23 protein-coding genes and 1 pseudogene are annotated in these 22,657 nt (G+C 73.1%); 17 read left to right on the top strand and 7 right to left on the bottom strand.

The window, feature by feature from the left end; all coding sequences use genetic code 11:
* Positions 1-51: 51 nt before the first annotated feature.
* On the bottom strand, positions 52-1,236 hold the full coding sequence (locus ACFXAE_RS02440; RefSeq protein ID WP_384706826.1) for a hypothetical protein: 1,185 nt from the start codon (positions 1,234-1,236) through the stop codon (positions 52-54).
* A gap of 148 nt (positions 1,237-1,384) precedes the next feature.
* Between ACFXAE_RS02440 and ACFXAE_RS02435 the strand changes: the two genes are divergently transcribed.
* The 4 genes from ACFXAE_RS02435 to tsaE all read left to right on the top strand — a co-directional run bounded on the left by ACFXAE_RS02435 (position 1,385) and on the right by tsaE (position 5,969).
* Positions 1,385-2,818 carry an NAD(P)H-hydrate dehydratase gene (locus ACFXAE_RS02435; RefSeq protein WP_384706824.1) on the top strand — a complete coding sequence of 478 codons (1,434 nt, stop codon included), beginning with the start codon at positions 1,385-1,387 and terminating at the stop codon, positions 2,816-2,818.
* 160 nt (positions 2,819-2,978) lie between these two features.
* Positions 2,979-4,187, top strand: a complete 1,209-nt coding sequence (gene alr / locus ACFXAE_RS02430; protein ID WP_384706822.1) for an alanine racemase — start codon at positions 2,979-2,981, stop codon at positions 4,185-4,187.
* Positions 4,184-5,401: an alpha/beta fold hydrolase gene (locus ACFXAE_RS02425; RefSeq protein ID WP_384706820.1), complete on the top strand. Its 1,218-nt coding sequence runs from the start codon at positions 4,184-4,186 to the stop codon at positions 5,399-5,401. The genes alr and ACFXAE_RS02425 overlap by 4 nt, the downstream gene beginning before the upstream one ends.
* A gap of 88 nt (positions 5,402-5,489) precedes the next feature.
* Complete coding sequence (gene tsaE / locus ACFXAE_RS02420) at positions 5,490-5,969, top strand: tRNA (adenosine(37)-N6)-threonylcarbamoyltransferase complex ATPase subunit type 1 TsaE (RefSeq protein WP_384706818.1); 480 nt, start codon at positions 5,490-5,492, stop codon at positions 5,967-5,969.
* 18 nt (positions 5,970-5,987) lie between these two features.
* Here tsaE and ACFXAE_RS02415 read toward each other — a convergent pair whose 3' ends face one another.
* The gene (locus tag ACFXAE_RS02415) at positions 5,988-6,167 is read right to left on the bottom strand and encodes a hypothetical protein (protein ID WP_384706816.1); all 180 of its coding nucleotides are present in this window, start codon (positions 6,165-6,167) and stop codon (positions 5,988-5,990) included.
* 164 nt (positions 6,168-6,331) lie between these two features.
* A complete protein-coding gene (locus ACFXAE_RS02410) occupies positions 6,332-6,880 on the bottom strand; it encodes a hypothetical protein (RefSeq protein ID WP_384706814.1) in 549 nt (182 codons plus the stop codon).
* 119 nt (positions 6,881-6,999) lie between these two features.
* Between ACFXAE_RS02410 and tsaB the strand changes: the two genes are divergently transcribed.
* From tsaB to ACFXAE_RS02390, 4 genes are read left to right on the top strand one after another with little or no spacing between them, the layout of a single operon-like run.
* Positions 7,000-7,653 (top strand): tRNA (adenosine(37)-N6)-threonylcarbamoyltransferase complex dimerization subunit type 1 TsaB, encoded by a 654-nt coding sequence (gene tsaB, locus ACFXAE_RS02405; RefSeq protein ID WP_384706812.1) that lies wholly within the window; start codon positions 7,000-7,002, stop codon positions 7,651-7,653.
* Positions 7,650-8,231 carry a ribosomal protein S18-alanine N-acetyltransferase gene (gene rimI, locus ACFXAE_RS02400; protein WP_384706810.1) on the top strand — a complete coding sequence of 194 codons (582 nt, stop codon included), beginning with the start codon at positions 7,650-7,652 and terminating at the stop codon, positions 8,229-8,231. Before tsaB ends, rimI begins: the two co-directional genes overlap by 4 nt.
* Positions 8,224-9,309 (top strand): tRNA (adenosine(37)-N6)-threonylcarbamoyltransferase complex transferase subunit TsaD, encoded by a 1,086-nt coding sequence (tsaD, locus tag ACFXAE_RS02395; protein WP_384706808.1) that lies wholly within the window; start codon positions 8,224-8,226, stop codon positions 9,307-9,309. The genes rimI and tsaD overlap by 8 nt, the downstream gene beginning before the upstream one ends.
* The gene (locus ACFXAE_RS02390) at positions 9,306-9,569 is read left to right on the top strand and encodes a hypothetical protein (RefSeq protein ID WP_384706806.1); all 264 of its coding nucleotides are present in this window, start codon (positions 9,306-9,308) and stop codon (positions 9,567-9,569) included. Before tsaD ends, ACFXAE_RS02390 begins: the two co-directional genes overlap by 4 nt.
* Positions 9,570-9,589: 20 nt before the next feature.
* Here the strand turns inward: ACFXAE_RS02390 and ACFXAE_RS02385 are convergent, their stop codons facing one another.
* Positions 9,590-10,123 carry a hypothetical protein gene (locus ACFXAE_RS02385; RefSeq protein WP_384706804.1) on the bottom strand — a complete coding sequence of 178 codons (534 nt, stop codon included), beginning with the start codon at positions 10,121-10,123 and terminating at the stop codon, positions 9,590-9,592.
* 362 nt (positions 10,124-10,485) lie between these two features.
* On the opposite strand from ACFXAE_RS02385, the gene ACFXAE_RS02380 reads away from it, so the two are divergent.
* From ACFXAE_RS02380 to ACFXAE_RS02365, 4 genes are all read left to right on the top strand, one after another.
* Complete coding sequence (locus tag ACFXAE_RS02380; RefSeq protein ID WP_384706802.1) at positions 10,486-11,538, top strand: LacI family DNA-binding transcriptional regulator; 1,053 nt, start codon at positions 10,486-10,488, stop codon at positions 11,536-11,538.
* 99 nt (positions 11,539-11,637) lie between these two features.
* Positions 11,638-12,750, top strand: coding sequence for an LCP family protein (locus ACFXAE_RS02375; protein WP_384706800.1), 1,113 nt, complete (start codon positions 11,638-11,640; stop codon positions 12,748-12,750).
* A gap of 112 nt (positions 12,751-12,862) precedes the next feature.
* Positions 12,863-13,219: a YciI family protein gene (locus tag ACFXAE_RS02370; RefSeq protein WP_384706798.1), complete on the top strand. Its 357-nt coding sequence runs from the start codon at positions 12,863-12,865 to the stop codon at positions 13,217-13,219.
* Between the two features lie 65 nt (positions 13,220-13,284).
* Entirely contained in the window at positions 13,285-14,571 is a 1,287-nt protein-coding gene (locus ACFXAE_RS02365) for an RNA polymerase sigma factor (RefSeq protein ID WP_384706796.1), read from the top strand.
* On the opposite strand, the gene ACFXAE_RS02360 is transcribed toward ACFXAE_RS02365, so the two are convergent.
* Positions 14,572-15,867: a methyltransferase domain-containing protein gene (locus ACFXAE_RS02360; protein ID WP_384706794.1), complete on the bottom strand. Its 1,296-nt coding sequence runs from the start codon at positions 15,865-15,867 to the stop codon at positions 14,572-14,574.
* 27 nt (positions 15,868-15,894) lie between these two features.
* Between ACFXAE_RS02360 and ACFXAE_RS02355 the strand changes: the two genes are divergently transcribed.
* The 4 genes from ACFXAE_RS02355 (at position 15,895) to groL (ending at position 19,989) form a co-directional block, all read left to right on the top strand.
* Entirely contained in the window at positions 15,895-16,779 is an 885-nt protein-coding gene (locus tag ACFXAE_RS02355; RefSeq protein WP_384706792.1) for a polysaccharide deacetylase family protein, read from the top strand.
* Positions 16,776-17,606, top strand: a complete 831-nt coding sequence (locus tag ACFXAE_RS02350; RefSeq protein WP_384706790.1) for a polysaccharide deacetylase family protein — start codon at positions 16,776-16,778, stop codon at positions 17,604-17,606. Before ACFXAE_RS02355 ends, ACFXAE_RS02350 begins: the two co-directional genes overlap by 4 nt.
* Positions 17,607-17,906: 300 nt before the next feature.
* Complete coding sequence (gene groES, locus ACFXAE_RS02345; RefSeq protein WP_073932713.1) at positions 17,907-18,215, top strand: co-chaperone GroES; 309 nt, start codon at positions 17,907-17,909, stop codon at positions 18,213-18,215.
* Positions 18,216-18,363: 148 nt separating this feature from the next.
* Positions 18,364-19,989 carry a chaperonin GroEL gene (groL, locus tag ACFXAE_RS02340; RefSeq protein WP_384706788.1) on the top strand — a complete coding sequence of 542 codons (1,626 nt, stop codon included), beginning with the start codon at positions 18,364-18,366 and terminating at the stop codon, positions 19,987-19,989.
* 72 nt (positions 19,990-20,061) lie between these two features.
* On the opposite strand, the gene ACFXAE_RS02335 is transcribed toward groL, so the two are convergent.
* Both ACFXAE_RS02335 and ACFXAE_RS02330 read right to left on the bottom strand, forming a co-directional pair.
* Positions 20,062-20,790 carry a pectate lyase gene (locus ACFXAE_RS02335; protein ID WP_384706887.1) on the bottom strand — a complete coding sequence of 243 codons (729 nt, stop codon included), beginning with the start codon at positions 20,788-20,790 and terminating at the stop codon, positions 20,062-20,064.
* 147 nt (positions 20,791-20,937) lie between these two features.
* Positions 20,938-21,312, bottom strand: a pseudogene (locus ACFXAE_RS02330) (RICIN domain-containing protein); the annotation flags it as partial.
* 297 nt (positions 21,313-21,609) lie between these two features.
* Between ACFXAE_RS02330 and ACFXAE_RS02325 the strand changes: the two are divergent.
* Entirely contained in the window at positions 21,610-22,650 is a 1,041-nt protein-coding gene (locus ACFXAE_RS02325; RefSeq protein ID WP_384706786.1) for a hypothetical protein, read from the top strand.
* Positions 22,651-22,657: the final 7 nt, after the last annotated feature.

The following is a 22,657-nucleotide window of genomic DNA, read 5'->3' as shown; positions in this document are numbered from 1 at the left end:
AGGACGGACGTACGGGGTGCGGCTCACCACGCCGCACCCCGCACGCGTGCGTCAGCAGATCGACTGGCTGCTGTTCACCAGCCGGTTGTTGCGGAACGTCGTGTTCTCGCCGCAGGGGCTCTCGCGGATCGACGAGTTGGTCACCGTGAGGTTCTGGACGGTGATGTCCCGGTTGTTCGCGAACTCCGAGCGCGCCGCCAGCCGGATCTCGCCGCCGCCGGTGACCGTGCCGCTCTGGGCGGCGAGGTTCACGTTGTAGCAGTTCTCGATGAGGATCGCGTTGTTGCCCGTGTTCGAGAGCGTGATCCTGTCGATGGTCGCGCCGCCGCTCTCCGAGACGCAGAACACGCCCCGTCCGCCGCCGCGGGCGACCACCTCGCCGACGCGGATGTTGGTGGAGTAGGAGCTGCCGATGCGGCCGTTGCGGTTGGCCATGCGGAAGGCCGCGTACCCGGTGCCGGTGCCCGCGTTCTCCGCGTCCACCTTGGAGACCGTGGCGTTGACGGTCTGGTTCAGCAGCAGCCCCGACTCGCCGACGTTGCGGGCGGTCACCGTGCCGACGGTGAGGCCGTCGACGCCGTAGGTCTCCACGGCGTGGCTGGACGCGCCGGAGACGTACACGTTGTCGATGCGCACGTTGCGGGTCCACTGGCTGGTGTCGCCGCGGTTGTCGATGCGGACGCCGAGGCCGCGGGAGAGGCGCATGTCGATCTGGCCGAGGACGACGTTCTGCACGTTGCGCAGGAAGATGCCGTACAGCGGGGCGCCGGTGACGTTGAGGTGCTGCACCTCGATGTCGCGGGTGCCGCGGGAGTAGACCGGGGCCTGGTCGCCGGAGCCGCTGCCGGTGACGTCGATGGTGCCGCAGACGTCGAGGGTCGTGTAGCTCGGCAGGGAGATGCGGGAACCGGCGGAGAGGGAGCCCGAGCCGCGGACCACGACCCGTTCCTTGCTGGTGCGGCCGGAGGACAGGCTGCTGATCGCCGCCTGCACGGCCGCGCGCATGTCGGTGCCGGTGTAGACGGTGCTGCTGCCGCGCCGGGCGGTCCAGGTGCTGCCGCTCAGCACGGCCTCGGCCTGGTAGGAGCCGTCGCCGCAGGCGGCGGCGCGGGCGGGGGCCGGGGCCGCGGTGGTCGTGGGGGAGGTGGCGGCGGTGGCCGGGGCCGTCATGGTGCCGGCGGCGGTGAGGAGTGCGGTGGCGCCGGCTGCTGCGAGAAGTGCGGCTCTGCGTCCCATGGGTCCTCTGCTTCTGTCGTCGAACCGATTCGACTGAATCGATTCATCCTGTGGGGGGCGGAGAGTTTGGCAAGGGCATGGCAAGGAGTCAAGCGGTCCGCTTCCCCGTTACGGGAGTTGACGGACCGTCTGGGGGAGACTCGGACGCATGCGTACTGCGTACAGCGTGGAGACGGTCAGGACGGCGGAACGGGAACTGATGGCACGGCTGCCGGACGGGGCACTGATGCAGCGCGCCGCCGCCGGGCTCGCCGCGGCCTGCGCGGATGTGCTGGGGCGGGTGTACGGCAGCAGGGTCGTGCTGCTGGTCGGCAGCGGGGACAACGGTGGTGACGCCCTGTACGCCGGCGCCCGGCTCGCCCGGCGCGGCGCGGGCGTGAGCGCGGTGCTGCTCGCGCCGGAGCGCGCCCACGGCGGAGGACTCGCGGCGTTGCGCCGCGCGGGCGGGCGAACCACGGGCACGGACGGTGCCGAAGGGCTGATCGCACGGGCCGATCTCGTCGTCGACGGCATCGTCGGGATCGGCGGCAAGGGCGGGCTGCGCCCGGAAGCGGTGCCGCTCGCCGACGCGGCCGGGCGGGCGCGGGCGGCCGTGGTCGCCGTCGATCTGCCGAGCGGGGTCGACGCCGACACCGGGGAGGTGCGGGGCGTGGCGGTCCGCGCCGACCTCACGGTGACCTTCGGGACGCACAAACCGGGGCTGCTGATCGATCCGGCGCGGGAGTACGCGGGGTCGGTGCGGCTGGTCGACATCGGGTTGTCGCTCCCGGCCGAGGCGGAACTTGAGGCGTTGCAGCACGCGGACGTGGCCCGGCTGCTGCCGGTGCCGGCCGCGGAGAGCGACAAGTACCGGCGGGGCGTCGTCGGGATCGCGGCCGGCTCCGCCCGCTATCCCGGGGCCGCGGTGCTCGCGGTGGCGGGGGCGCTGCGGGGCGGCGCGGGGGCCGTACGGTACGTCGGTCCCGCCGGGCAGGCCGTGATCGCCCGCTTCCCCGAGACGCTGGTGTCGGACGGGGGGCCGAAGCACGCGGGGCGGGTGCAGGCGTGGGTGGTCGGACCGGGGGCCGGGGACGACGCGGCGACGGTCGCGGAGGTGCTGGCGGCGGACGTACCGGTGCTGATCGACGCGGACGGGCTGCGGCTCGCGGAGGCGTCGGCGGTACGGGCCCGGCGCGCGCCGACCCTGATGACCCCGCACGCCGGGGAGGCCGCCGCGCTGCTCGGTGTCGAGCGGGGGGAGGTCGAGAACGGACGGCTGGCGGCGGTGCGGGAGCTGGCGGGGCGGTACGCGGCGACGGTGCTGTTGAAGGGGTCCACGACCCTGATCGCGTCCTCGGGCGGGGATGTGGTGCGGGTGAATCCGACGGGGACGTCGTGGCTGGCCACGGCCGGTAGCGGTGATGTGCTGTCGGGGCTGGCGGGGTCGCTTCTGGCGGCGGGTCTGTCGGCGGTGGACGCGGCGAGTGCGGGGGCGTATCTGCACGGGCTGGCGGGCCGCTTCGCGGCGGACGGGGCGCCGATGGGGGCGCACGACGTGGCGGAGGGGATCGCGGGGGCGTGGCGGAGTGTGGTGCGGGGGTGAGGGGCGGTGCGGGTGGGTTCCGGAGGGTGTTTCGCCCCCGCCGCCCCTTCCCGTCCCGACCCGGGGCTCCGCCCCGGACCCCGCTCCTCAAACGCCGGAGGGGCTGATTCGGCCGACGGGACGGGAAGGGGCAACGGAGGGCTCTGAGAGACTGGGCGGGATGAACGAGACAGTTGCCCCGGGGGGTGCGGAGCTGCGGGCCCGTGCCGAGATCGACCTCGCCGCCGTGCGGGCCAATGTGCGGTCCCTGCGCGAGCGCGCGCCCGGTGCTGCCTTCATGGCCGTGGTCAAGGCCGACGGGTACGGGCACGGCGCCGTCGCGTGCGCGCGGGCGGCTGTCGAGGCCGGGGCGACCTGGCTGGGCACCGCCACCCCGCAGGAGGCGCTCGCGCTGCGTGCGCCCGGTGCCGGGGTGCCGGACGGCGTACGGATCATGTGCTGGCTGTGGACGCCCGGCGGGCCCTGGCGGGAGGCGGTCGAGGCCGGCCTCGACGTGTCCCTGAGCGGCATGTGGGCGTTGGACGAGGTCACCCGGGCGGCCCGGCTCGCGGGGCGGCCCGCGCGGGTGCAGCTCAAGGCCGACACCGGGCTCGGCCGGGGCGGCTGTCAGCCCGGTGACGACTGGGCGGAGCTGGTCGCGGGGGCGTTGCGCGCCGAGGCCGAGGGGCTGCTGCGGGTCACCGGCCTGTGGTCGCACTTCGCCTGCGCCGACGAGCCGGGCCATCCCTCCATCGCCGCCCAGCTCACCCGGTTCCGGGAGATGGTCGCGTACGCCGAGGGCCAGGGCATCGACCCCGAGGTGCGGCACATCGCCAACTCGCCCGCCACCCTCACCCTCCCCGAGAGCCACTTCGACCTCGTGCGCCCCGGCATCGCGATGTACGGCGTCTCGCCGAGCCCCGAGGTCGGCACCCCCGCCGACCTCGGACTGCGCCCGGCGATGACCCTGTCCGCCTCGATGGCCCTGGTGAAGCACGTCCCCGGCGGCCACGGCGTCAGCTACGGCCACCACTACGTCACCCCGGGCGCCACCACCCTCGGCCTCGTCCCGCTCGGCTACGCGGACGGCATCCCGCGCCACGCCTCCTCCACCGGTCCGGTGCTGGTCGAGGGCAAGTGGCGCACGGTCGCGGGCCGGGTCGCGATGGACCAGTTCGTCGTCGACCTGGGCGGGGACGAGCCGGGGCCGGGCGCCGAGGCCGTCCTCTTCGGGCCGGGTGACCGCGGTGAGCCCACCGCCGAGGACTGGGCGCAGGCCGCCGGGACCATCGCGTACGAGATCGTCACCCGGATCGGAACCCGCGTCCCGCGCGTCTACGTCAACGACGGAAACGACGGAAACGACGGAAACAACGGGAGCGGTACGTGAGCGAGGGCATCGCGGAGGCCGCCGCCTCCGCAGCCGGCGCGTCCGGCGGGGGCTGGCGCCGGGTCACCGGTGTCGCGGGTGTCGCGATAGGCGTGCTCGCCACCGGGGCCGCCGCGGGCGTCGCGATAGAGCGGATGACGGTCGGCCGGGGCATGCGGCAGAAGGCCCGGCTCGCCCTCGACTCCGCGGGGCCGTACGGCGCGCTGCGCGGCACGCCCGGCAGGGCGTACGCCGACGACGGCACCGAGCTGTACTACGAGACCGACGACGTCGACCCCGATCCGGCGGCGGCCCCGGGCCGCAGGCGCCGGCTGTTCGGCCGCAAGGCCCCCGCCCCGGTCACCGTGGTCTTCAGCCACGGCTACTGCCTCAGCCAGGACTCCTGGCACTTCCAGCGGGCCGCGCTGCGGGGCGTCGTACGGACCGTGCACTGGGACCAGCGCAGCCACGGCCGCTCGGCGCGGGGCGCGGCGCAGGTGGAGCGGGGCGAGCCGGTCACCATCGAGCAGCTGGGACGGGACCTGAAGGCCGTCATCGACGCGGCGGCGCCCGAGGGGCCGCTGGTGCTGGTCGGTCACTCCATGGGCGGGATGACGGTGATGGCCCTCGCCGACCAGTACCCGGAGCTGGTCCGGGAGCGGGTGGTGGGCGTCGCCCTGGTCGGTACGTCGTCGGGGCGGCTGGGCGAGGTCAACTTCGGGCTGCCGGTGGCCGGCGTCAACGCGGTGCGGCGGGTGCTGCCGGGGGTGCTGAAGGCGCTGGGGCAGCGGGCGGAGCTGGTGGAGCGGGGGCGCCGGGCCACCGCGGACCTGTTCGCCGGGGTGATCAAGCGGTACTCGTTCGCGTCCCGTGACGTGGACCCTGCGGTCGCCCGGTTCGCCGAGCGGATGATCGAGGCCACGCCGATCGACGTGGTCGCCGAGTACTACCCGGCGTTCAGCGACCACGACAAGACCGAGGCCCTCGCCCACTTCGCCGGCCTGCCGGTGCTGGTGCTGGCCGGGGTGGGGGACCTGGTGACGCCGAGCGAGCACAGCGAGGCGATCGCCGGCCTCCTGCCGGGCGCCGAATTGGTACTCGTGCCGGACGCCGGGCACCTGGTGATGCTGGAGCACCCGGCAGCGGTCACCGATCGCCTCGCCGATCTGCTCGCCCGTACAGGGGCGGTGCCCGTCACGACTACCGTTGAGGGCTGTGACTCCGCCTCCTCCTGACGGGGGTGGCTTCCAGCCTTCGGCTGTGGTCCAGCCCGGACCAACCCCTCGCGGGGCGTGACAACCGTACTACTGCAAGTGAGCGGCGATGGAAGAGATCACCATCAACTCCCCTGAACAGATGCGGGAGCTCGGCCGGCGTGTCGCCAAGCTGCTGCGCGCCGGCGACCTGGTCCTGCTCTCGGGCGAGCTCGGCGCGGGCAAGACGACGCTGACCCGGGGGCTCGGCGAAGGGCTCGGCGTGCGGGGCGCGGTCACCTCGCCGACGTTCGTGATCGCCCGGGTGCACCCGTCGCTGGGGGACGGTCCGCCGCTGGTCCACGTCGACGCGTACCGGCTCTCCGGCGGTCTGGACGAGATGGAGGACCTCGATCTGGACGTCTCGCTGCCGGAGTCGGTGATCGTCGTGGAGTGGGGCGAGGGCAAGGTGGAGGAGCTGACCGAAGACCGTCTCCAGGTCGTCATCCACCGGGCGGTCGGCGACACCACCGACGAGGTGCGCCGGGTGACCGTGACCGGCCTGGGCGGGCGCTGGGCGGCGGCCGACCTGACCGTGCTGTCGGCCTGAGCGGTTCCGTACGTACGTCTACGCGGCCTCGCGGTGGTCCTTCGCCGGTTCGCAGGGCCGGGGTTCCGGCGCGCGGGGCGGGGTGGAGACCGCGGCGGCCGCGGCGCAGGCCGCCAGCAGGTCGCGCATCGGTATTCCGGAGGCGGGCTGGGGCCGCGACTGCGCCGCGGTCCGGCGGGCGCTCTGGTGGGCCGGCATGGACGCCTCCTGAAGGGCGGGGGCGGGCGTGGTTAGGTAGACCTAACCACGGGCTGGATACCATGTGACCACGCCCGGGAGGCCGAACGCAACATCTTGCCGACGTCTTGTCGGAACGCACGGGCCCGCTTCACATGATCCCGCCGGAACGCGCACACCGGGACTCACCGAACGACGACGACCTTCCGTCCGATCGTCGCGAACCCCCACATCGCCGCGCCGTCCGCGCGGGTCTCGCGGATGCCGCCCGTCCGCTCCTGCGGGTCGAGTCGCGGCGCCGAGCCGTCGACCGCTGCGCTGAACCCGATCGCCGTGCCGTCGACGGAGGCGAACCGCACCACGTGCTCGATCGGAACGCCGTCCGACCCGGTGACCGCGGCGGACCGGGAGGTGACCCGGTAGGTGCCCGGCTCCGGGTCCACCGTGCTGGGGCTGACCCCGAAGGTGCGCCGTACTTCGCCGCCCTCCCCGACCAGCCACACCCGGTCGCCGCCCAGCGCGTACACGACCCGCTCGCCCGTCCCCGACCGTGCGGGCAGGGCGGCGGGGTGGTTCCTGTCCCGGAGGGCCTCGTGGACGGCGGCCGCGGTGCCGGGCGCCGGAGGGCGCAGCCCGTCCGGGACGGTCACCGCCGCCCGGTGGCCGAGGTAGCCGATCGTCGCGAGGGCCGCCGCGGTCAGCCCCGCCACGATCGCCGAGCTGGTACCTGCCACCGTCGTCACCTCTGTCACACTCTGACCCATTATGTACGTACGTCGACGCGACCGTAGCAGTACGTGACCGGCCGCCCCGTGCGGCCGTGGCGGGGGCGCGGGAGCCGTAGGCTGTTTGCGTGCTCTTGCTCGCTCTGGATACCGCCACCCCCGCCGTCACCGTCGCGCTGCACGACGGCCGCGACGTCATCGCCTCGTCGAGCCAGGTGGACGCCCGCCGCCACGGCGAGCTGCTGCTCCCGGCGATCGACCGGGTGCTCGCCGAGGCAGGTCTGCGGCTGGACGCCGTCACCGGGATCGTCGTCGGCATCGGCCCCGGCCCGTACACCGGGCTGCGCGTCGGCCTGATGACCGCGGACACCTTCGGGCTCGCGCTGGGCGTTCCCGTGCACGGTGTGTGCACGCTGGACGGCCTGGCCTTCGCCGCCGACCTTCAGGGCCCCTTCGTCGTGGCGACCGACGCCCGGCGCAAGGAGGTCTACTGGGCGCGCTACGCCGACTCCCGCACCCGCCTCACCGAGCCCGCCGTGGACCGGCCCGCCGACATCGCCGAGGAGGTCGCGGGCCTGCCCGCGGTCGGGGCCGGCGCGCTGCTGTACCCGGACACCTTCCCCAAGGCGCACGAGCCCGAGCACGTGTCGGCCGCCGCCCTGGCCCGGCTGGCCGCCGAGCGGCTCGCGGCGGGCGGGGAGCTGCCCGCGCCCCGGCCGCTGTACCTGCGCCGGCCCGATGCCCAGGTCCCCAAGAACTACAAGGTGGTCACCCCCAAGTGACCGGATCCGAGACTGCCGTGCTGCGCGAGATGCGCTGGTGGGACATCGACTCCGTACTGGAGCTGGAGCGGGACCTGTTCCCCGAGGACGCCTGGTCGCGCGGGATGTTCTGGTCCGAGCTGGCCCATGCGCGCGGGCCCGGGGCGACCCGGCGCTACGTCGTCGCCGAGGAGGGCGGCCGGATCGTCGGCTACGCGGGCCTCACCACCTCCGGTGCGGAGTCCGACGGCGACGGCGGCCAGGGCGGCGACAGCGTCCCGGCGGCCGACGTGCAGACCATCGCCGTCACCCGGGACCACTGGGGCACCGGCCTCGGCTCGCGGCTGCTGACCGAGCTGCTGCGGGCGGCGACCGCCTTCGAGTGTGCCGAGGTGCTGCTGGAATGCCGGGTGGACAACGTCCGGGCCCAGAAGCTCTACGAGCGCTTCGGCTTCGAGACCATCGGCGTGAGGCGCGGCTACTACCAGCCGGGGAACGTGGACGCCCTGGTGATGCGACTGACCGATCCGTCCACCTCTGTGAACCCGGCGAGCCCCGTCGACGGGAACGGCGTACAAGGAACCGAGATCAATGGCTGACGAACCGCTGGTACTGGGGATCGAGACCTCCTGCGACGAGACCGGCGTCGGCGTCGTGCGCGGGACCACCCTGCTGGCGGACGCCGTCGCCTCCAGCGTCGACGAGCACGCCCGCTTCGGCGGTGTCGTCCCGGAGGTGGCGAGCCGCGCCCACCTGGAGGCGATGGTCCCCACCATCGAGCGCGCGCTGAAGGAGGCGGGCGTCGGCGCCCGTGACCTCGACGGCATCGCCGTCACCGCCGGGCCCGGACTCGCGGGCGCGCTGCTGGTCGGCGTCTCGGCGGCCAAGGCGTACGCCTACGCCCTCGGCAAGCCGCTCTACGGCGTCAACCACCTGGCCTCGCACATCTGCGTCGACCAGCTGGAGCACGGGCCGCTGCCCGAGCCGACGATGGCGCTGCTGGTCTCCGGCGGCCACTCCTCCCTCCTGCTCTCCACGGACATCACCTCCGACGTCCGCCCCCTCGGCGCGACCATCGACGACGCGGCCGGCGAGGCCTTCGACAAGATCGCCCGCGTACTGAACCTGGGCTTCCCCGGCGGCCCGGTCATCGACCGTTACGCGCGCGAGGGCGACCCGGGGGCGATCGCGTTCCCGCGCGGGCTGACCGGTCCGCGCGACCCGGCGTACGACTTCTCCTTCTCCGGGCTGAAGACGGCCGTGGCCCGCTGGATCGAGGCGAAGCGGGCGGCGGGCGAGGAGGTGCCGGTGCGCGACGTGTCGGCGTCCTTCCAGGAGGCGGTCGTGGACGTCCTCACCCGCAAGGCCGTACGGGCCTGCAAGGACGAGGGCGTCGACCACCTGATGATCGGCGGCGGGGTGGCCGCCAACTCCCGGCTGCGGGCGCTGGCCCGGGAGCGCTGCGAGGCGGCCGGCATCCGGCTGCGCGTGCCGCGCCCCAAGCTGTGCACGGACAACGGCGCGATGGTGGCGGCGCTGGGCGCGGAGATGGTCGCCCGGAACCGTCCGGTCTCCGGCTGGGACCTGTCGGCCGACTCCTCGCTGCCGGTGACGGACCCGCACGTGCCCGGACACGACCACGTTCATGAGGTCGGCGGGGAGAACCTGTACGCATGACCGTCGCGCTGATGTGGGAGGCCCGCGCGGTCCCCGGCCGGGGCGCCGAACTGCTGGCCTGGGCGCAGGAGCGGGCGCGTGAGCTGCCCGGGCGGCCCCTGCGCCGGGAGACCCTCCGCGCCCCGCAGGACCGCGTCCTGGTCATCACCTGGTGGGACGCCCCGTACGACGCGGAGCTCCCCGAACTCCCGGAGCCGGACGGCGAACTGGTCACCCGCGCGGTGCACCGGTGGCGGTTCGAGTCGCTGGGGGGCGTCTGATCCCCGGCCGCCGGCCGGGGTCAGGCGGGCAGTTCCCCGGTGCCGGCGGGAGCCGGTGAGCGGCGGCTGACCGAGAGCTCCCACGGCCGGGCTGTGGCGTGGCCCCGCCACAGCACCAGCCCGTGCCGGCGCTCCCAGCGGATGATCAGCGCGGCCTTGCCCAGCCAGCTCATGGCCGACCACAGCGGGATGAAGAGCACTACCCCCTCCCAGAACAGCGCGATGGGCAGGATGGGCATGAGGTAGGCGACGAAGAACCCGGGGCTGAACCAGTCGCCGCGCAGGGAGCGGCCGGCGGGCGGCACCACGCAGATGTCCTCGACGGGGACCGCCCGGTCGAAGTCCCGTACCTCGCTCACCCACTTGAACCTGGTCGCGCCGAGGAGGGTCGACGCCGCGGCGCCCGCGAGCAGGGCGAGGGACAGCAGCATCGGGTCCCCGGCGTCCGACGGCGCCGCGAACCCGTGGACCAGGCCCAGCGCCGCCCCGCAGACGACGGTCACGGCGAGCGCCGCGAAGACGGCCCGCAGCTCGTGGTACAGCAATCTGTCCATCGCGTCCCCCGTCGTCCCGTGCGGAGGACACCCCCTGAGGCGCCTCCGCCGCACACCCCGGGGGCCGGGACCGGGCTCCCACGGCGGACCGGTGGGGGCGAGCCGGACGGTGTGCCGGGCATCCGCGCCGGATGCCGCCCACCGTAGTTCCGGCACGCCCGGCTCGACCACCCGCCGACCTGAACGGCCGGTGAACGGGGACCGCCGATTCCTCGGCCGGGCGGGGGTGGAGCCGGTCCCGCCCGGTACGCGTCTGCCGGACCGGCGCGGCGAAGGTTTCGCTCAGTTTTCCGAATGTTGTGATGGTGTCGTCGGGCTCAGGGGGGTCCCGTCGGCGGTGACGCGGGGATACGATCGCCGACATGACTTCCGCCGAAACCGCAAAGAACTCGACGGCAGGGCGGACCGCGCAGACCGCCACGCTTGCCGAGATCGCCCGTGAGGCCGGCGTGTCCGCGCCGACTGTTTCGAAGGTGCTGAACGGCCGTGCCGATGTCGCTCCCGCCACCCGGAGCCGGGTCGAGGGGCTGCTGCGCGCCCACGGCTACCGGCGCCGGCGCGCCGAGTCCACCCGCTCGCCCCTGATCGACCTGGTCTTCCACGAACTGGAGAGCGCCTGGGCGATGGAGGTCATCCGGGGTGTGGAGAACGTGGCCCGGGACGCGGGTCTGAGCGTCGTCCTCTCCGAGAGCGCGGGCCGGCTCACGCCCGGACGCACCTGGGCCGACCAGGTCGCCGCGCGCCGCCCGCACGGTGTCATCCTCGTGCTGTCCGGCCTCGACGAGTCCGGGCGGGCCCTGCTGACCAGCCGTTCCATCCCGTTCGTGGTGATGGACCCGGCCGGCGACCCGGGCACCGACGTGCCCTCCATCGGCGCGACCAACTGGCAGGGCGGGCTCGCCGCCACCCGGCACCTGGTCGAACTGGGCCACACCCGGATCGGCGCGATCAGCGGACCGACCCGGATGATGTGCAGCCGCGCCCGCGTCGACGGCTACCGGGCCGCGCTGGAGACCGCCGGGCTGCCGGTCGACCCCGGGCTGATCATGACCGGGGACTTCCACCACGAGGCCGGCTACCGGCAGGGCCTCGCCCTGCTGCGCCGCGAGGACCGGCCCACCGCGGTCTTCGCCGGCAACGACCTCCAGGCCCTCGGACTGTACGAGGCCGCGCGCGAGCTGGGGCTGCGGATCCCGGAGGACCTGAGCGTGGTCGGGTTCGACGACCTGCCGGTGGCCCGCTGGGTGGGGCCGCCGCTGACGACCGTACGGCAGCCGCTGACGGAGATGGCGGAGGCGGCGGCCAAGCTGGTCCTCGATCTGGGCAGGGACGAGGACTCGGCGGCGGCGACCCGGGTGGAGCTGGCGACGAGCCTGGTGGTGCGGAGCAGTACGGCGGCGCCGGCGGGGGAGTGAGTCGCCCCGAAAGTTTCGAAGCGGTGGGCGTGGTGCCGGAAGTCTGAGAATTTCACGAGAAAACTGTCCGGGGGTCGCCGCTTGTCATAATTCGGACTTATGTTCCTGCTCGTGAGGGGACATGAGAAGAGCGGCGGAACCGGGGGCAGCGGGACCGGGGACGACGGGGACGAGGCCGGGGGCGCGGGCATACGGACGGGCCGGCGGGCGAAGGCGCTGAAGATCACGGGGCTGACGCTGGCGGGCCTGCTGGTCCTGGGCGCCGGAGCCGCCGGCTGGGTGTACTGGCAGCTCAACGACAACATCAACAGCGTCGACATCGACAACGCCCTGGGCGACGACCGCCCCGCCAAGGCCGCGGTCACCCCGTCCCCGGGCGCGTCCGCCACGGCCCCGCCCCTGCCGACCGGGTCCCTGAACATCCTGGTGCTCGGCTCCGACTCGCGCAGCGGCGAGGAGAACCAGGCGCTCGGCGGCGGCGACAGCGGCGGCGCCCGCTCCGACACCGCCATGGTCGTCCACCTCGACGCAGGCCGGACCGCCGCGACGGTGGTCAGCATCCCGCGCGACACCCTCGTCGACCGGCCCTCCTGCCCCCTGGAGGACGGGGAGTCGACCCGTCCGGCCTCCGGTGTGATGTTCAACAGCGCGTACGAGGTGGGCGGGCCGGTGTGCGCCGTGAAGACCGTCGAGTCGCTCACGGACGTCCGCATGGACCACTACATCGAGATCGACTTCTCCGGCTTCGCCCGCCTGGTCGACGCGCTCGGCGGGGTCACCGTCACCACCGAGGAGGACATCGACGACGACCGCAGCCACCTCACCCTGGAGGCCGGCACCCACCACCTCGACGGCACGGACGCCCTCGCCCTGGCCCGCACCCGGTACGGCATCGGCGACGGCGGCGACCTCGGCCGCATAGGGCTCCAGCACCGGTTGGTGAAGGCGCTGCTGGAGCAGATCGCGGACGAGGACCTGCTGGCTAGCCCCACCCGGCTGTACCGGGTCGCCGACACCGTCACCGGCAGCCTCACCACCGACACCGGCCTGGACTCACTGGGCGAACTGACGCGCCTCGCCCAGAGCCTGCGGGACCTCCCGTCCGACAGCGTCACGACCCTCACCATGCCGGTCGTCCCGGCCCCCTGGGACCGCAACCGCGTGGTGGCGGACGAGCCGGAGGCGGGGGAGTTGTGGTCCTCTCTGAAGTGAGGCGGAGGCGAGGCGAAAAAACTCCGGCGCCGGTGTCGAATCCGGTGTCCCCCGTTCGACGCAGGGGTGAGAGGCCGGGAAGGACCCGGTCCGCACGACCCGAGGAGTCACCGTGCCGCGCTTTCTCTCCCTGATCCGGATCGACGAGAACAACGCCCCCGAAGGCGGACCCAGCCCCGAGCTGATGCAGCGGATGGGTGAGCTGATCGAGGAGATGACGAAGGCCGGGGTCCTGCTGGACACCGCCGGGCTGGTCCCGACCGCCCAGGGCGCCCGGGTGCACTACGAGGGCGGCCGGCTGTCCGTGACGGACGGGCCGTTCACCGAGACCAAGGAGGTCATCGGTGGCTACGCGATGCTGCAGGCCAAGGACAGGGCCGAGGCGATCGAGTGGACCAAGCGGTTCCTGAAGGTGCACGAGCCGCACTGGACGGTGACCTGCGAGGTGCGGGAGGTCGTGGAGGGCTGACGGCTCCCGCGCATCCGGGGATCCTTCCTTGGCTCCGCCACCGTACGGGTGTCTGATGGTGGGCCGTGACACCACAACCCACCACAGACCCCCGTGACGCGGACGCGGACACGGCACGGACCGTCGAGACCGTGTTCCGCATGGAGTCGCCCAGGGTGATCGCCGGCGTGACCCGTGTCGTCCGGGACGTCGGCATCGCCGAGGAACTCGCGCAGGACGCCCTCGTCGCCGCACTGGAACAGTGGCCGCGGGACGGGGTGCCCGACAATCCGGGCGCCTGGCTCATGGCCACCGCCCGCAACCGTGCCGTCGACCTGATCCGCCGGCGGGAGACCTACGCCCGCAAGCTGGCCGAGATCGGCCGGGACCGGTCGGCCGCGGTGGCCCCGCCGGAGGATCCCGCCGACCCGGACGGCATCGACGACGACCTGCTCCGTCTCGTCTTCACCGCCTGCCACCCGGTGCTGTCCGCCGAGGCCAGGACCGCCCTCACCCTGCGGCTGCTCGGCGGCCTGACCACGGCCGAGATCGCCCGCGCCTTCCTCGTGCCGGAACCGACGGTGGCCCAGCGGATCGTCCGCGCGAAACGCACCCTGGCGACGAGGAACGTCGCCTTCGAGGTGCCCCGCGGCCCCGACCGCGAGGCCCGCCTCGGCTCGGTCCTCGACGTCATCTACCTGATCTTCAACGAGGGGTACGCCGCCACGGCCGGCGACGACTGGCTGCGCCCGGCGCTGTGCGAGGACGCGCTGCGGCTGGCCCGCGTGCTGTCCGGGCTGATGCCCAAGGAGCCCGAGGTGCACGGGCTCACCGCGCTGCTGGAGTTCCAGTCCTCGCGCGTCGCCGCCCGTACCGGCCCGGACGGCGCACCGGTCCTCCTCGAGGACCAGAACCGCGCCCGCTGGAACCGCATGCTCATCGCCCGCGGTGTCACCGCCCTCACCCGCGCCGACGCCGTCGCCGCCGGCGCCCCGGGCCCGTACGTCCTCCAGGCGGCCATCGCCGCCTGCCACGCGTCCGCGTACCGCTACGAGGAGACCGACTGGTCCCGCATCGCCACCCTGTACACCCTGCTCGCCGCCCGCGCACCCTCCCCGGTCGTCGAACTCAACCGCGCGGTGGCCGTCTCCAGGGCCGAGGGTCCCGCCGCCGCGCTGCCCCTGGTCGACGCCCTGACCGACGTACCGGTGCTCCGGGACTACCACCTGCTGCCCAGCGTCCGCGGCGACCTGCTGGCCCGCCTGGGCCGTACGGAGGAGGCCCGGACGGAGTTCCGGCGCGCGGCGTCGCTGACCCGCAACGCGCGCGAACGGGCGCTGCTGCTGCGCCGTGCGGCGGAGACCGGCGCGTGATCACCGCACCGGGTGCCCCAGCAGCATCGTCGGGGCGCCGGCGACGCGGGTCAGGAAGACCGTGACGGACTCGGTGCCGTGCGGCTTGGGCAGGACCTTGCGGCGCAGCTCCTCCGGCTCGACGGCCGAGCCGCGCTTCTTCACGGTCAGCGTGCCGACCCGGCGCTCGCGCAGCAGCGCCTTCAGCTTCTTGACGTTGAAGGGGAGCCGGTCGGTGATCTCGTAGGCGGTGGCGTACGGCGTCGGGCGGTGCTCGTCGGCGGTGACGTAGGCGATGGTCGCGTCGATCAGTCCCCCCTGCACTTCCTCGGCCGCCTCGGCGACCAGGTGCGCGCGGATGACGGCGCCGTCCGGCTCGTACAGGTACCGCCCCACCGGCCGGACCTCGGGGTCCGGAAGCATGGTCCCGGGTGTCACGCGGATGCCGGCTCCGGCGGGCAGCAGCATCGCCCGCCGTGCCCCCGGCGTCACGTCCGGGCCGAACCACAGCATGGCCTCCTTGACGTCCCCGCCGTCCGAGACCCACTCGGCCGTCGCTTCCGCGGGGATCGTCTCGTGCGGGATGCCGGGCGCGATCTTCAGCAGGCCGAGCGGCGCTTCGAGCGCGGCGGACACGGCCCAGGACAGGGGAGGGGAGTAGGCCTCCGGGTCGAAGATCCGGCCGCGCTTGGAGGAACGCCGGGCGGGGTCGACGAACACGGCGTCGTATCCGGCCGCGTCCACCTCCGTCACGTCGGCCTCGCGGACCTCGATCAGGTCGGCGAGACCGAGCGCGTCGGCGTTGGCGCGGGCCACCTCACAGGTCAGCGGGTCCCGGTCGACGGCCAGCACCCGGATCCCGGCGCGGGCGAACGCGATCGCGTCCCCGCCGATCCCGCAGCACAGGTCGGCCACGGAGGTCACGCCGAGTTCCTTGAACCGCCCCGCCCGGTACGCCGCCACACTCGCCCGCGTCGACTGCTCCACCCCGTGGGGTGTGAAGAACATCCGCGCGGCGTCCCGCTCCCCGAACTTGGCCGCCGCCCGCTGCCGCAGCCGCGCCTGGCCGAGCGCCGCCGACACCAGTTCGGCGGGGTGCTCGCGGCGCAGCCGGGTCGCGACGGCGAGTTCGTGCGCCGGATCGGTGTCGCGGACCTCGTCGAGGAGGGCGCGGCCTTCGGGGGTGAGGAGGGGGGCGAGGTCGTTCACCGGGTCATTGTGGGCCAGTCGGTGGACGGTGCGCCTCCGGCCGCGGTGTCGGGCCGGGCCCGGACCTTCCGGCTGCGAGGATCCGGCCCCATGCGAGCAGTAGGACAAAACGATAAAAGGTGGCCGATCGGTGGTGTGCGGATCGGCCTCGCGGTACTCGCTCTCGCCTCCATCGCCTCGGGCTGCGGACCTGGCGGCGGCGGTGGCGCCCAGGTCGAACCGGCGGGCGGCCAGCAGCCCCTGAAGGCGCCCCCGGCCCGCGCGCTCGACGCCTACGCCACCAGACTGCGCGCGGCGCACACGGCGAGGGTCGCCGCCGCGAAACGCTGGGGGCTGAAGCGGGTGCCCCTGACCGCCCCGCCGCCCCCGGCGAAGAAGCCGAGGATCACCACCCGGGACGGCTTCGAGGTCGACGGCCACCACCGCCTGGAACTCCCCCCGGTCTTCACCACCGTCCCCACCGACGAGAAGATCCTCTTCCTCACCATCGACGACGGCGCCGAGAAGGACCCGGCGTTCCTGCGGATGATGAGCGAGCTGAAGATCCCGTACAGCGCCTTCCTCAGCGACTACCTGGTCAAGGAGGACTACGGCTACTTCAAGGAGATGCAGGACCGGGGCGTCGCCCTGCACAACCACACCCTCCGCCACCCCTACCTGCCGGACCTGTCCTACGCCCGCCAGAAGCGCGAGATCTGCGGCATGCAGCGCGTCATCGAGGAGCGCTACGGCGAGCGCCCCGTCCTCTTCCGCCCGCCCTTCGGCAACTACGACCGGGCCACCCTGCGCGCCGCGAAGGCATGCGGGATCACCCACGTCCCCCTCTGGAACGAGGAGGTCTTCGCCGACCACTGGGAGTACCGCGAGTGGGACCGCGACCTGCACCCCGGCGACATCGTCCTCAGCCACTTCCGGGGCCGCGAGGACTGGAAGGGCACGATGCCGGACATGATCCGCCGCTTCCTGGACAAGGCCACGGCGGAGGGGTACGCGGTGGCCCGTCTGGAGGACTACCTGTGAGGGCCGCTCTCCTGGCGGGTGCCGTCGCCCTGCTGGCCGTGATCGCCGGATGCGGTCCGCCGGGCGGTCCGTCGGGCGGTCCGTCGGGCGGTCCGCCGGGCGGGACGGGGGACGGTGCGGGCCGGTCGCCCGGCGCCGGTCCGGTGCCGGAGACCGGCGCCCTCCCGCCCGTCGTCGACCACGTCCCGACCCGGGACAAGGTCGTCTTCCTCACCTACGACGACGGCGCCGAACGCGACCCCCGTTTCATCGACCTGGTGCGCGAGCACCGGCTCCCCGTCAGCCTGTTCCTCACGGACACGGTGGCCGGCCCCGGATACGCGCACTTCGCCCGCCTGCGCTCGGTCGGCGCGAGCCTGCAGAACCACACCCTCGACCATCCCGCCCTGCGCGGCCTGCCGTACGCCGGCCAGCGTGCCGAGATCTGCGGCCAGCAGCGCAAGCTCACGTCCCGCTTCGGCGTCCGCCCCCGCCTCTTCCGCCCGCCCTACGGCACGTACGACACCACCACCCTGCGGGCCGCCGCCGACTGCGGCATCGCGGCGGTGGTGCTGTGGCGGGTGGCCCTGGAGCCCGACGGCCACCTCACCTACAGCCACGGCCCCCACCACCTGGAACCCGGCGACATCATCTCCGTACCGTCGGGCGAGGCGCCGACGCTGTCACTGGCGGAACGGACGACACGGGTGCTGGGGAAGTTGGGGGAGCGGGGACTGAAGGTGGGAAAGCTGGAGGACTACGTCGGCCGAATCAGCCCGTCGGCGGTCCCTGGCGAGCACCGCTCACCTGTCAGCCCGTCCGGGGGTATCCCCTCTGGGGGAGTTTGAGGACGAGGCCGTTCAGGCCGAAGCGGGGGCCTGGGGGCGGCAGCCCCCAGTGGACGGTCACTGCAACACCGCCGGCTGCACGCAAGGGTGATTGCAACGCTCCCGCCCCGCGACGCGCCGCAGGCAATTGGCACTCCGCTTGACCGAGTGCTAATCGCAGTCATAGTCTCAGGTCTGGCACTCCCCCCTGGAGAGTGCCAAACACGCGACGGGCAGGTCCGGCACCCGCGACGACGGATCCACCTGGTCGCCACCTCAGACAGTTAACCCCGTGAGATCTCCGAAGGGGGAGGTCGGATCGTGACGACCGCCAGCTCCAAGGTTGCCATCAAGCCGCTCGAGGACCGCATCGTGGTCCAGCCGCTCGACGCCGAGCAGACCACGGCTTCGGGCCTGGTCATTCCGGACACTGCCAAGGAGAAGCCCCAGGAGGGCGTCGTCCTGGCCATCGGTCCGGGCCGCATCGAGGACGGCAAGCGCGTCGAACTCGACGTGAAGGTCGGCGACGTCGTTCTGTACAGCAAGTACGGCGGCACCGAGGTCAAGTACAACGGCGAGGAGTACCTCGTCCTCTCGGCCCGCGACGTCCTCGCGATCGTCGAGAAGTAAGGGACATCCGGGGGTCACCCCGGACAACCCGACCTCGTAGCAAGCACTTTTGCTCGAACCACTGCGCCCCTGGCCCCAGCATCCGACAAGGACCGGGCGCCCGGGGCGCAGTGATTTCACCCAGAATTCCGAGAGGGCTCCCGCTGCCATGGCGAAGATCCTGAAGTTCGACGAGGACGCCCGTCGCGCCCTCGAGCGCGGCGTCAACAAGCTTGCCGACACGGTGAAGGTGACGATCGGCCCCAAGGGCCGCAACGTCGTCATCGACAAGAAGTTCGGCGCCCCCACCATCACCAACGACGGTGTCACGATCGCCCGTGAGGTCGAGATCGAGGACCCGTACGAGAACCTCGGCGCGCAGCTGGTGAAGGAGGTGGCGACCAAGACCAACGACATCGCTGGTGACGGCACCACCACCGCCACCGTGCTGGCCCAGGCGCTGGTCCGCGAGGGCCTGAAGAACGTCGCAGCCGGCGCCTCCCCGGCGCTGCTGAAGAAGGGCATCGACGCGGCCGTCGCCGCGGTCTCCGAGGACCTGCTCGCCTCGGCCCGCCCGATCGACGAGAAGTCCGACATCGCCGCCGTCGCCGCGCTGTCCGCCCAGGACCAGCAGGTCGGCGAGCTCATCGCCGAGGCGATGGACAAGGTCGGCAAGGACGGTGTCATCACCGTCGAGGAGTCCAACACCTTCGGCCTGGAGCTGGACTTCACCGAGGGCATGGCCTTCGACAAGGGCTACCTGTCGCCGTACTTCGTGACGGACCAGGAGCGCATGGAGGCCGTCCTCGACGACCCCTACATCCTCATCACCCAGGGCAAGATCGCCTCCATCGCGGAGCTGCTGCCGCTGCTGGAGAAGGTCATCCAGGCCAACGCCTCCAAGCCGCTGCTGATCATCGCCGAGGACGTCGAGGGCGAGGCCCTGTCGACCCTGGTCGTCAACAAGATCCGCGGCACCTTCAACGCGGTCGCCGTCAAGGCCCCCGGCTTCGGTGACCGCCGCAAGGCGATGCTGCAGGACATGGCCGTCCTCACCGGCGCCACGGTCGTCTCCGAGGAGGTCGGCCTCAAGCTCGACCAGGTCGGCCTGGACGTGCTCGGCTCCGCCCGCCGCGTCACCGTCACCAAGGACGACACCACGATCGTCGACGGCGGCGGCAACAAGGAGGACGTGACCGGTCGCGTCGGCCAGATCAAGGCCGAGATCGAGACGACCGACTCCGACTGGGACCGCGAGAAGCTCCAGGAGCGCCTCGCGAAGCTGGCCGGCGGCGTGTGCGTCATCAAGGTCGGCGCCGCCACCGAGGTGGAGCTGAAGGAGAAGAAGCACCGCCTGGAGGACGCCATCTCCGCGACCCGCGCCGCGGTCGAGGAGGGCATCGTCTCCGGTGGTGGCTCCGCGCTGGTCCACGCCGTCAAGGTCCTCGAGGGCAACCTCGGCAAGACCGGCGACGAGGCCACCGGTGTCGCGGTCGTCCGCAAGGCCGCCGTCGAGCCGCTGCGCTGGATCGCCGAGAACGCCGGCCTCGAGGGTTACGTCATCACCTCCAAGGTCGCCGAGCTCGACAAGGGCCAGGGCTTCAACGCCGCGACCGGCGAGTACGGCGACCTGGTCAAGGCCGGCGTCATCGACCCGGTCAAGGTGACCCGCTCCGCCCTGGAGAACGCCGCCTCCATCGCCTCCCTGCTCCTCACGACCGAGACCCTGGTCGTCGAGAAGAAGGAAGAGGAGGAGCCGGCCGCCGGTGGACACGGCCACGGCCACTCCCACTGAGCGACCCGCTCACAGCGTCACGAGGGCCCGGTACCGCCGCTGTTCGGCGGTACCGGGCCCTCGCCCTGTGCCCTACTCGTACGTGACCTCGGAGGTCTCGTAGACGCAGGCCTTGCCGTCGGGACCGCTGCCGAGTGCGGTCGGCTCGTCGCCGCTGTCGTTGCCCTCGAAGCGCTCGCAGACGATGATCTTCTTCTTGCTGTCACCGACGATCGTCACGTCCGAGAGGGTCGCGGTGTCACCGTAGTTGGCGTTCACCCCGGTGATGACCTTGCCGGGGCTCGCGACCAGGACGTTGTCGATCACGACGTGGCGCTGGTACTGGGTCCCGCAGTTGCCGCACGAACGGTAGAGCTTGCCGAAGTCGGACACCTGGAAGTTCTTGACGGTCAGGGTGCCGGCGCCGTTGTGCTGGAAGACCTTGTCGTCGGCCTTGCGGGCACCGCCGCCGTCGACGACGTAGGCCGCCGAGGCGGACTTGCCCTTGAAGCTGGCGGCGTCCTCGCCGACGTCCTCCCACCACACGTTGACCAGGGTGCAGCTGCCCGAGCAGTGCACTCCGTCGGCGGCGGGCGAACCCAGGATCACGTTCTTCAGCGTCGCGCCGTCGGCGAGCTTGAACATCGGGTCCTGGCCCTCGTCCTGGCCGCTGCCGCCGAGGTCGCCCGAGCCGTGGAAGCGCTTCAGGGAACCGTCGTACACGCCCTTCACCTCGATGGTCGAGGAGACGGGCTGCTCGTCGGTGGCGGTGGGCCAGGAGGCGAACGCGGTGTCACCGGCCGGCTCGTCGTCCGCGGGCACGGTGGCACTGGCGGACGGGGCGGGAGAGGCGGGGGCGCTCGCCGTGGGGGTTGCGGTGGGGGCTGTGGTGGGGGTCGTCGCCGGGGGCGTCGAGCCGTTCACCTCCTGCAAGGTCCAGGTCTTGCCGGCGGCCTTGTCGCAGGAGTTCTGCTGGAGCAGACCGTCCTTGGGGTTCAGGCACTTCTCGCTGTGCGCGTTGACCAGGTGGTAGGCGTCACCGACGGCACTCACCTTCCAGACCTGGGAGGAGCCCTCGTCGCAGGTCTGCTGCTGCACGGCCTTCCCGGCGGAGACCGAGTCGCCCTTGACGCCCGCGCACAGGCCGGTGGCGGACGACGTCACGGTGAAACCGTCGCCGGAGCCGGCCAGTTCCCAGCTCTGGGCCGCGCCCCCGTCGCAGTCCGCCAGGGCCAGCCGCACCCCGTCGCCCGCGCTTCCCGACGGAACCTCCAGACAGGTGTCGCCCGCCGCGTTCACCAGACGGTAGGTACCCGCGCCCGGTTCCGCGGCGGACGCCGACATCAGCACGCCGCCGACCACGGCGCCACCCACGAGCGACGTGGTGAGAGCGCCGATCAGGACGGTGCGGCGGCGGCCGTTCCTTCTCCGGTGCCCCGCGCTCGGGGCGGTGTTACCAGTACTGCGCATGTCACGGCTTTCGTTCGATGTGCGATGGCCCTCGTTGTCCACCGCCCTGAAGTCGCCGCCGCGCGGCGATGGGTTGCCGCGAGGACGCGACGTTTTTCGACGAGGGCCTGGTGTGTGAGGCTGGGGACCGCAGTGCCGGCCGGGAAGCCGGGAAGCAGGAGGGGGGATGTGATGAGCCAGGTGCTCTACGGGGAACGGTCCCGGAACCCGTTGGCGCGGACCGTGGAACTCACCGAGGGCGGGCTGCGCAGGGGCGGCAGGAGGACCCCGGTGGCCGAGCTGAACCTCGGCGCCATGGCCGAGGCGTACCTGCGGGGGTACTGGCTCGGCGGCGCCGGCGCGGAACGCTCCCTGGCCTCGCTGCCGCAGGGCACCGGCACCGTCCCGGTCACCCGCGTGACCGGCACGACCACACCCCTGAAGGTGCGCCGGGCCGCCGACTTCGCCCGCGCCCTGGGCGAGTCGGCGGTCCGCGGGTGCGGCGGGGCGGACCAGGTGGCCGCGCTCGCCGCGCGGGCGCACGCGGAGGGCGTACCGCTGTGGATCGCGCGGCGGTACGCGCCCGGCCCCGCCGGACCGGTCGCCGTCACCGTGGACCGGCGCCTGGTCCGCGTGGACGTCTGGGGCCCGCACGCCCCCGCCGTACGGCTCAGGGCACCGTACGGCTTCCGCGGCGACTCCACCGCCCCGGACCGCGGCCTGCACCTGACCGTCGGAGACGTCACCGCGCACCTCGAACTCCACCGGAGGTTCCGCAGGTCCAGGAGCAGCGTGGAGATACGACTGCCCGACCGGCACTGGACGCTGCGGCGCGAGGACGCGGAGAGCTCGTGGCTGCTGCGCGACGACCGGCGCGTCGCGCTGCTGACCCGTCCGTCGCGTTGGCCGGGCCCTCCGCCCGGCACCGTGCTGCTGCCGCTGGCCACCGTGCACCACGAGAGCCCCGACCCCCTGGACGCCGTGATGGCCCACGCGGTCGCCGTCTCCTTCGGCCTCGGGGACACGACGGGCCTGGCCAGGTTCCGCTCCCGTGCGGAGGCGGGAGGCGACACCTGGGACCTCCACTGGTTCAGCAACCTCGGCACCGGCCGCGACGACAACGAACGCGGCGGCGGCGACGGCTGGGGCAGCGACGGCGGGGAGGGCGGCGACGGGGGCGGCAGCGGCGACGGCGGCGGTGACGGGGGAGGCGGCGGCGGAGGCGGCGACTGACCGGCCG

The sequence above is a fragment of the Streptomyces sp. NPDC059454 genome (assembly GCF_042749965.1).
Taxonomy (GTDB): Bacteria; Actinomycetota; Actinomycetes; order Streptomycetales; family Streptomycetaceae; genus Streptomyces.
Note: the sequence above shows the minus strand (reverse complement) of the source record. Positions and strands in the feature narration are given on the sequence as shown.

What these genes read in the sequence shown, in the direction of transcription:
- ACFXAE_RS02440 (WP_384706826.1), bottom strand. Translation starts at nt 1,236, where the DNA reads ATGGGACGCAGAGCCGCACTTCTCGCAGCAGCCGGCGCCACCGCACTC.
- ACFXAE_RS02435 (WP_384706824.1), top strand. Translation starts at nt 1,385, where the DNA reads ATGCGTACTGCGTACAGCGTGGAGACGGTCAGGACGGCGGAACGGGAA.
- alr (WP_384706822.1), top strand. Translation starts at nt 2,979, where the DNA reads ATGAACGAGACAGTTGCCCCGGGGGGTGCGGAGCTGCGGGCCCGTGCC.
- tsaE (WP_384706818.1), top strand. Translation starts at nt 5,490, where the DNA reads ATGGAAGAGATCACCATCAACTCCCCTGAACAGATGCGGGAGCTCGGC.
- ACFXAE_RS02415 (WP_384706816.1), bottom strand. Translation starts at nt 6,167, where the DNA reads ATGCCGGCCCACCAGAGCGCCCGCCGGACCGCGGCGCAGTCGCGGCCC.
- tsaD (WP_384706808.1), top strand. Translation starts at nt 8,224, where the DNA reads ATGGCTGACGAACCGCTGGTACTGGGGATCGAGACCTCCTGCGACGAG.
- ACFXAE_RS02390 (WP_384706806.1), top strand. Translation starts at nt 9,306, where the DNA reads ATGACCGTCGCGCTGATGTGGGAGGCCCGCGCGGTCCCCGGCCGGGGC.
- ACFXAE_RS02385 (WP_384706804.1), bottom strand. Translation starts at nt 10,123, where the DNA reads ATGGACAGATTGCTGTACCACGAGCTGCGGGCCGTCTTCGCGGCGCTC.
- ACFXAE_RS02380 (WP_384706802.1), top strand. Translation starts at nt 10,486, where the DNA reads ATGACTTCCGCCGAAACCGCAAAGAACTCGACGGCAGGGCGGACCGCG.
- ACFXAE_RS02375 (WP_384706800.1), top strand. Translation starts at nt 11,638, where the DNA reads ATGTTCCTGCTCGTGAGGGGACATGAGAAGAGCGGCGGAACCGGGGGC.
- groL (WP_384706788.1), top strand. Translation starts at nt 18,364, where the DNA reads ATGGCGAAGATCCTGAAGTTCGACGAGGACGCCCGTCGCGCCCTCGAG.
- ACFXAE_RS02325 (WP_384706786.1), top strand. Translation starts at nt 21,610, where the DNA reads ATGAGCCAGGTGCTCTACGGGGAACGGTCCCGGAACCCGTTGGCGCGG.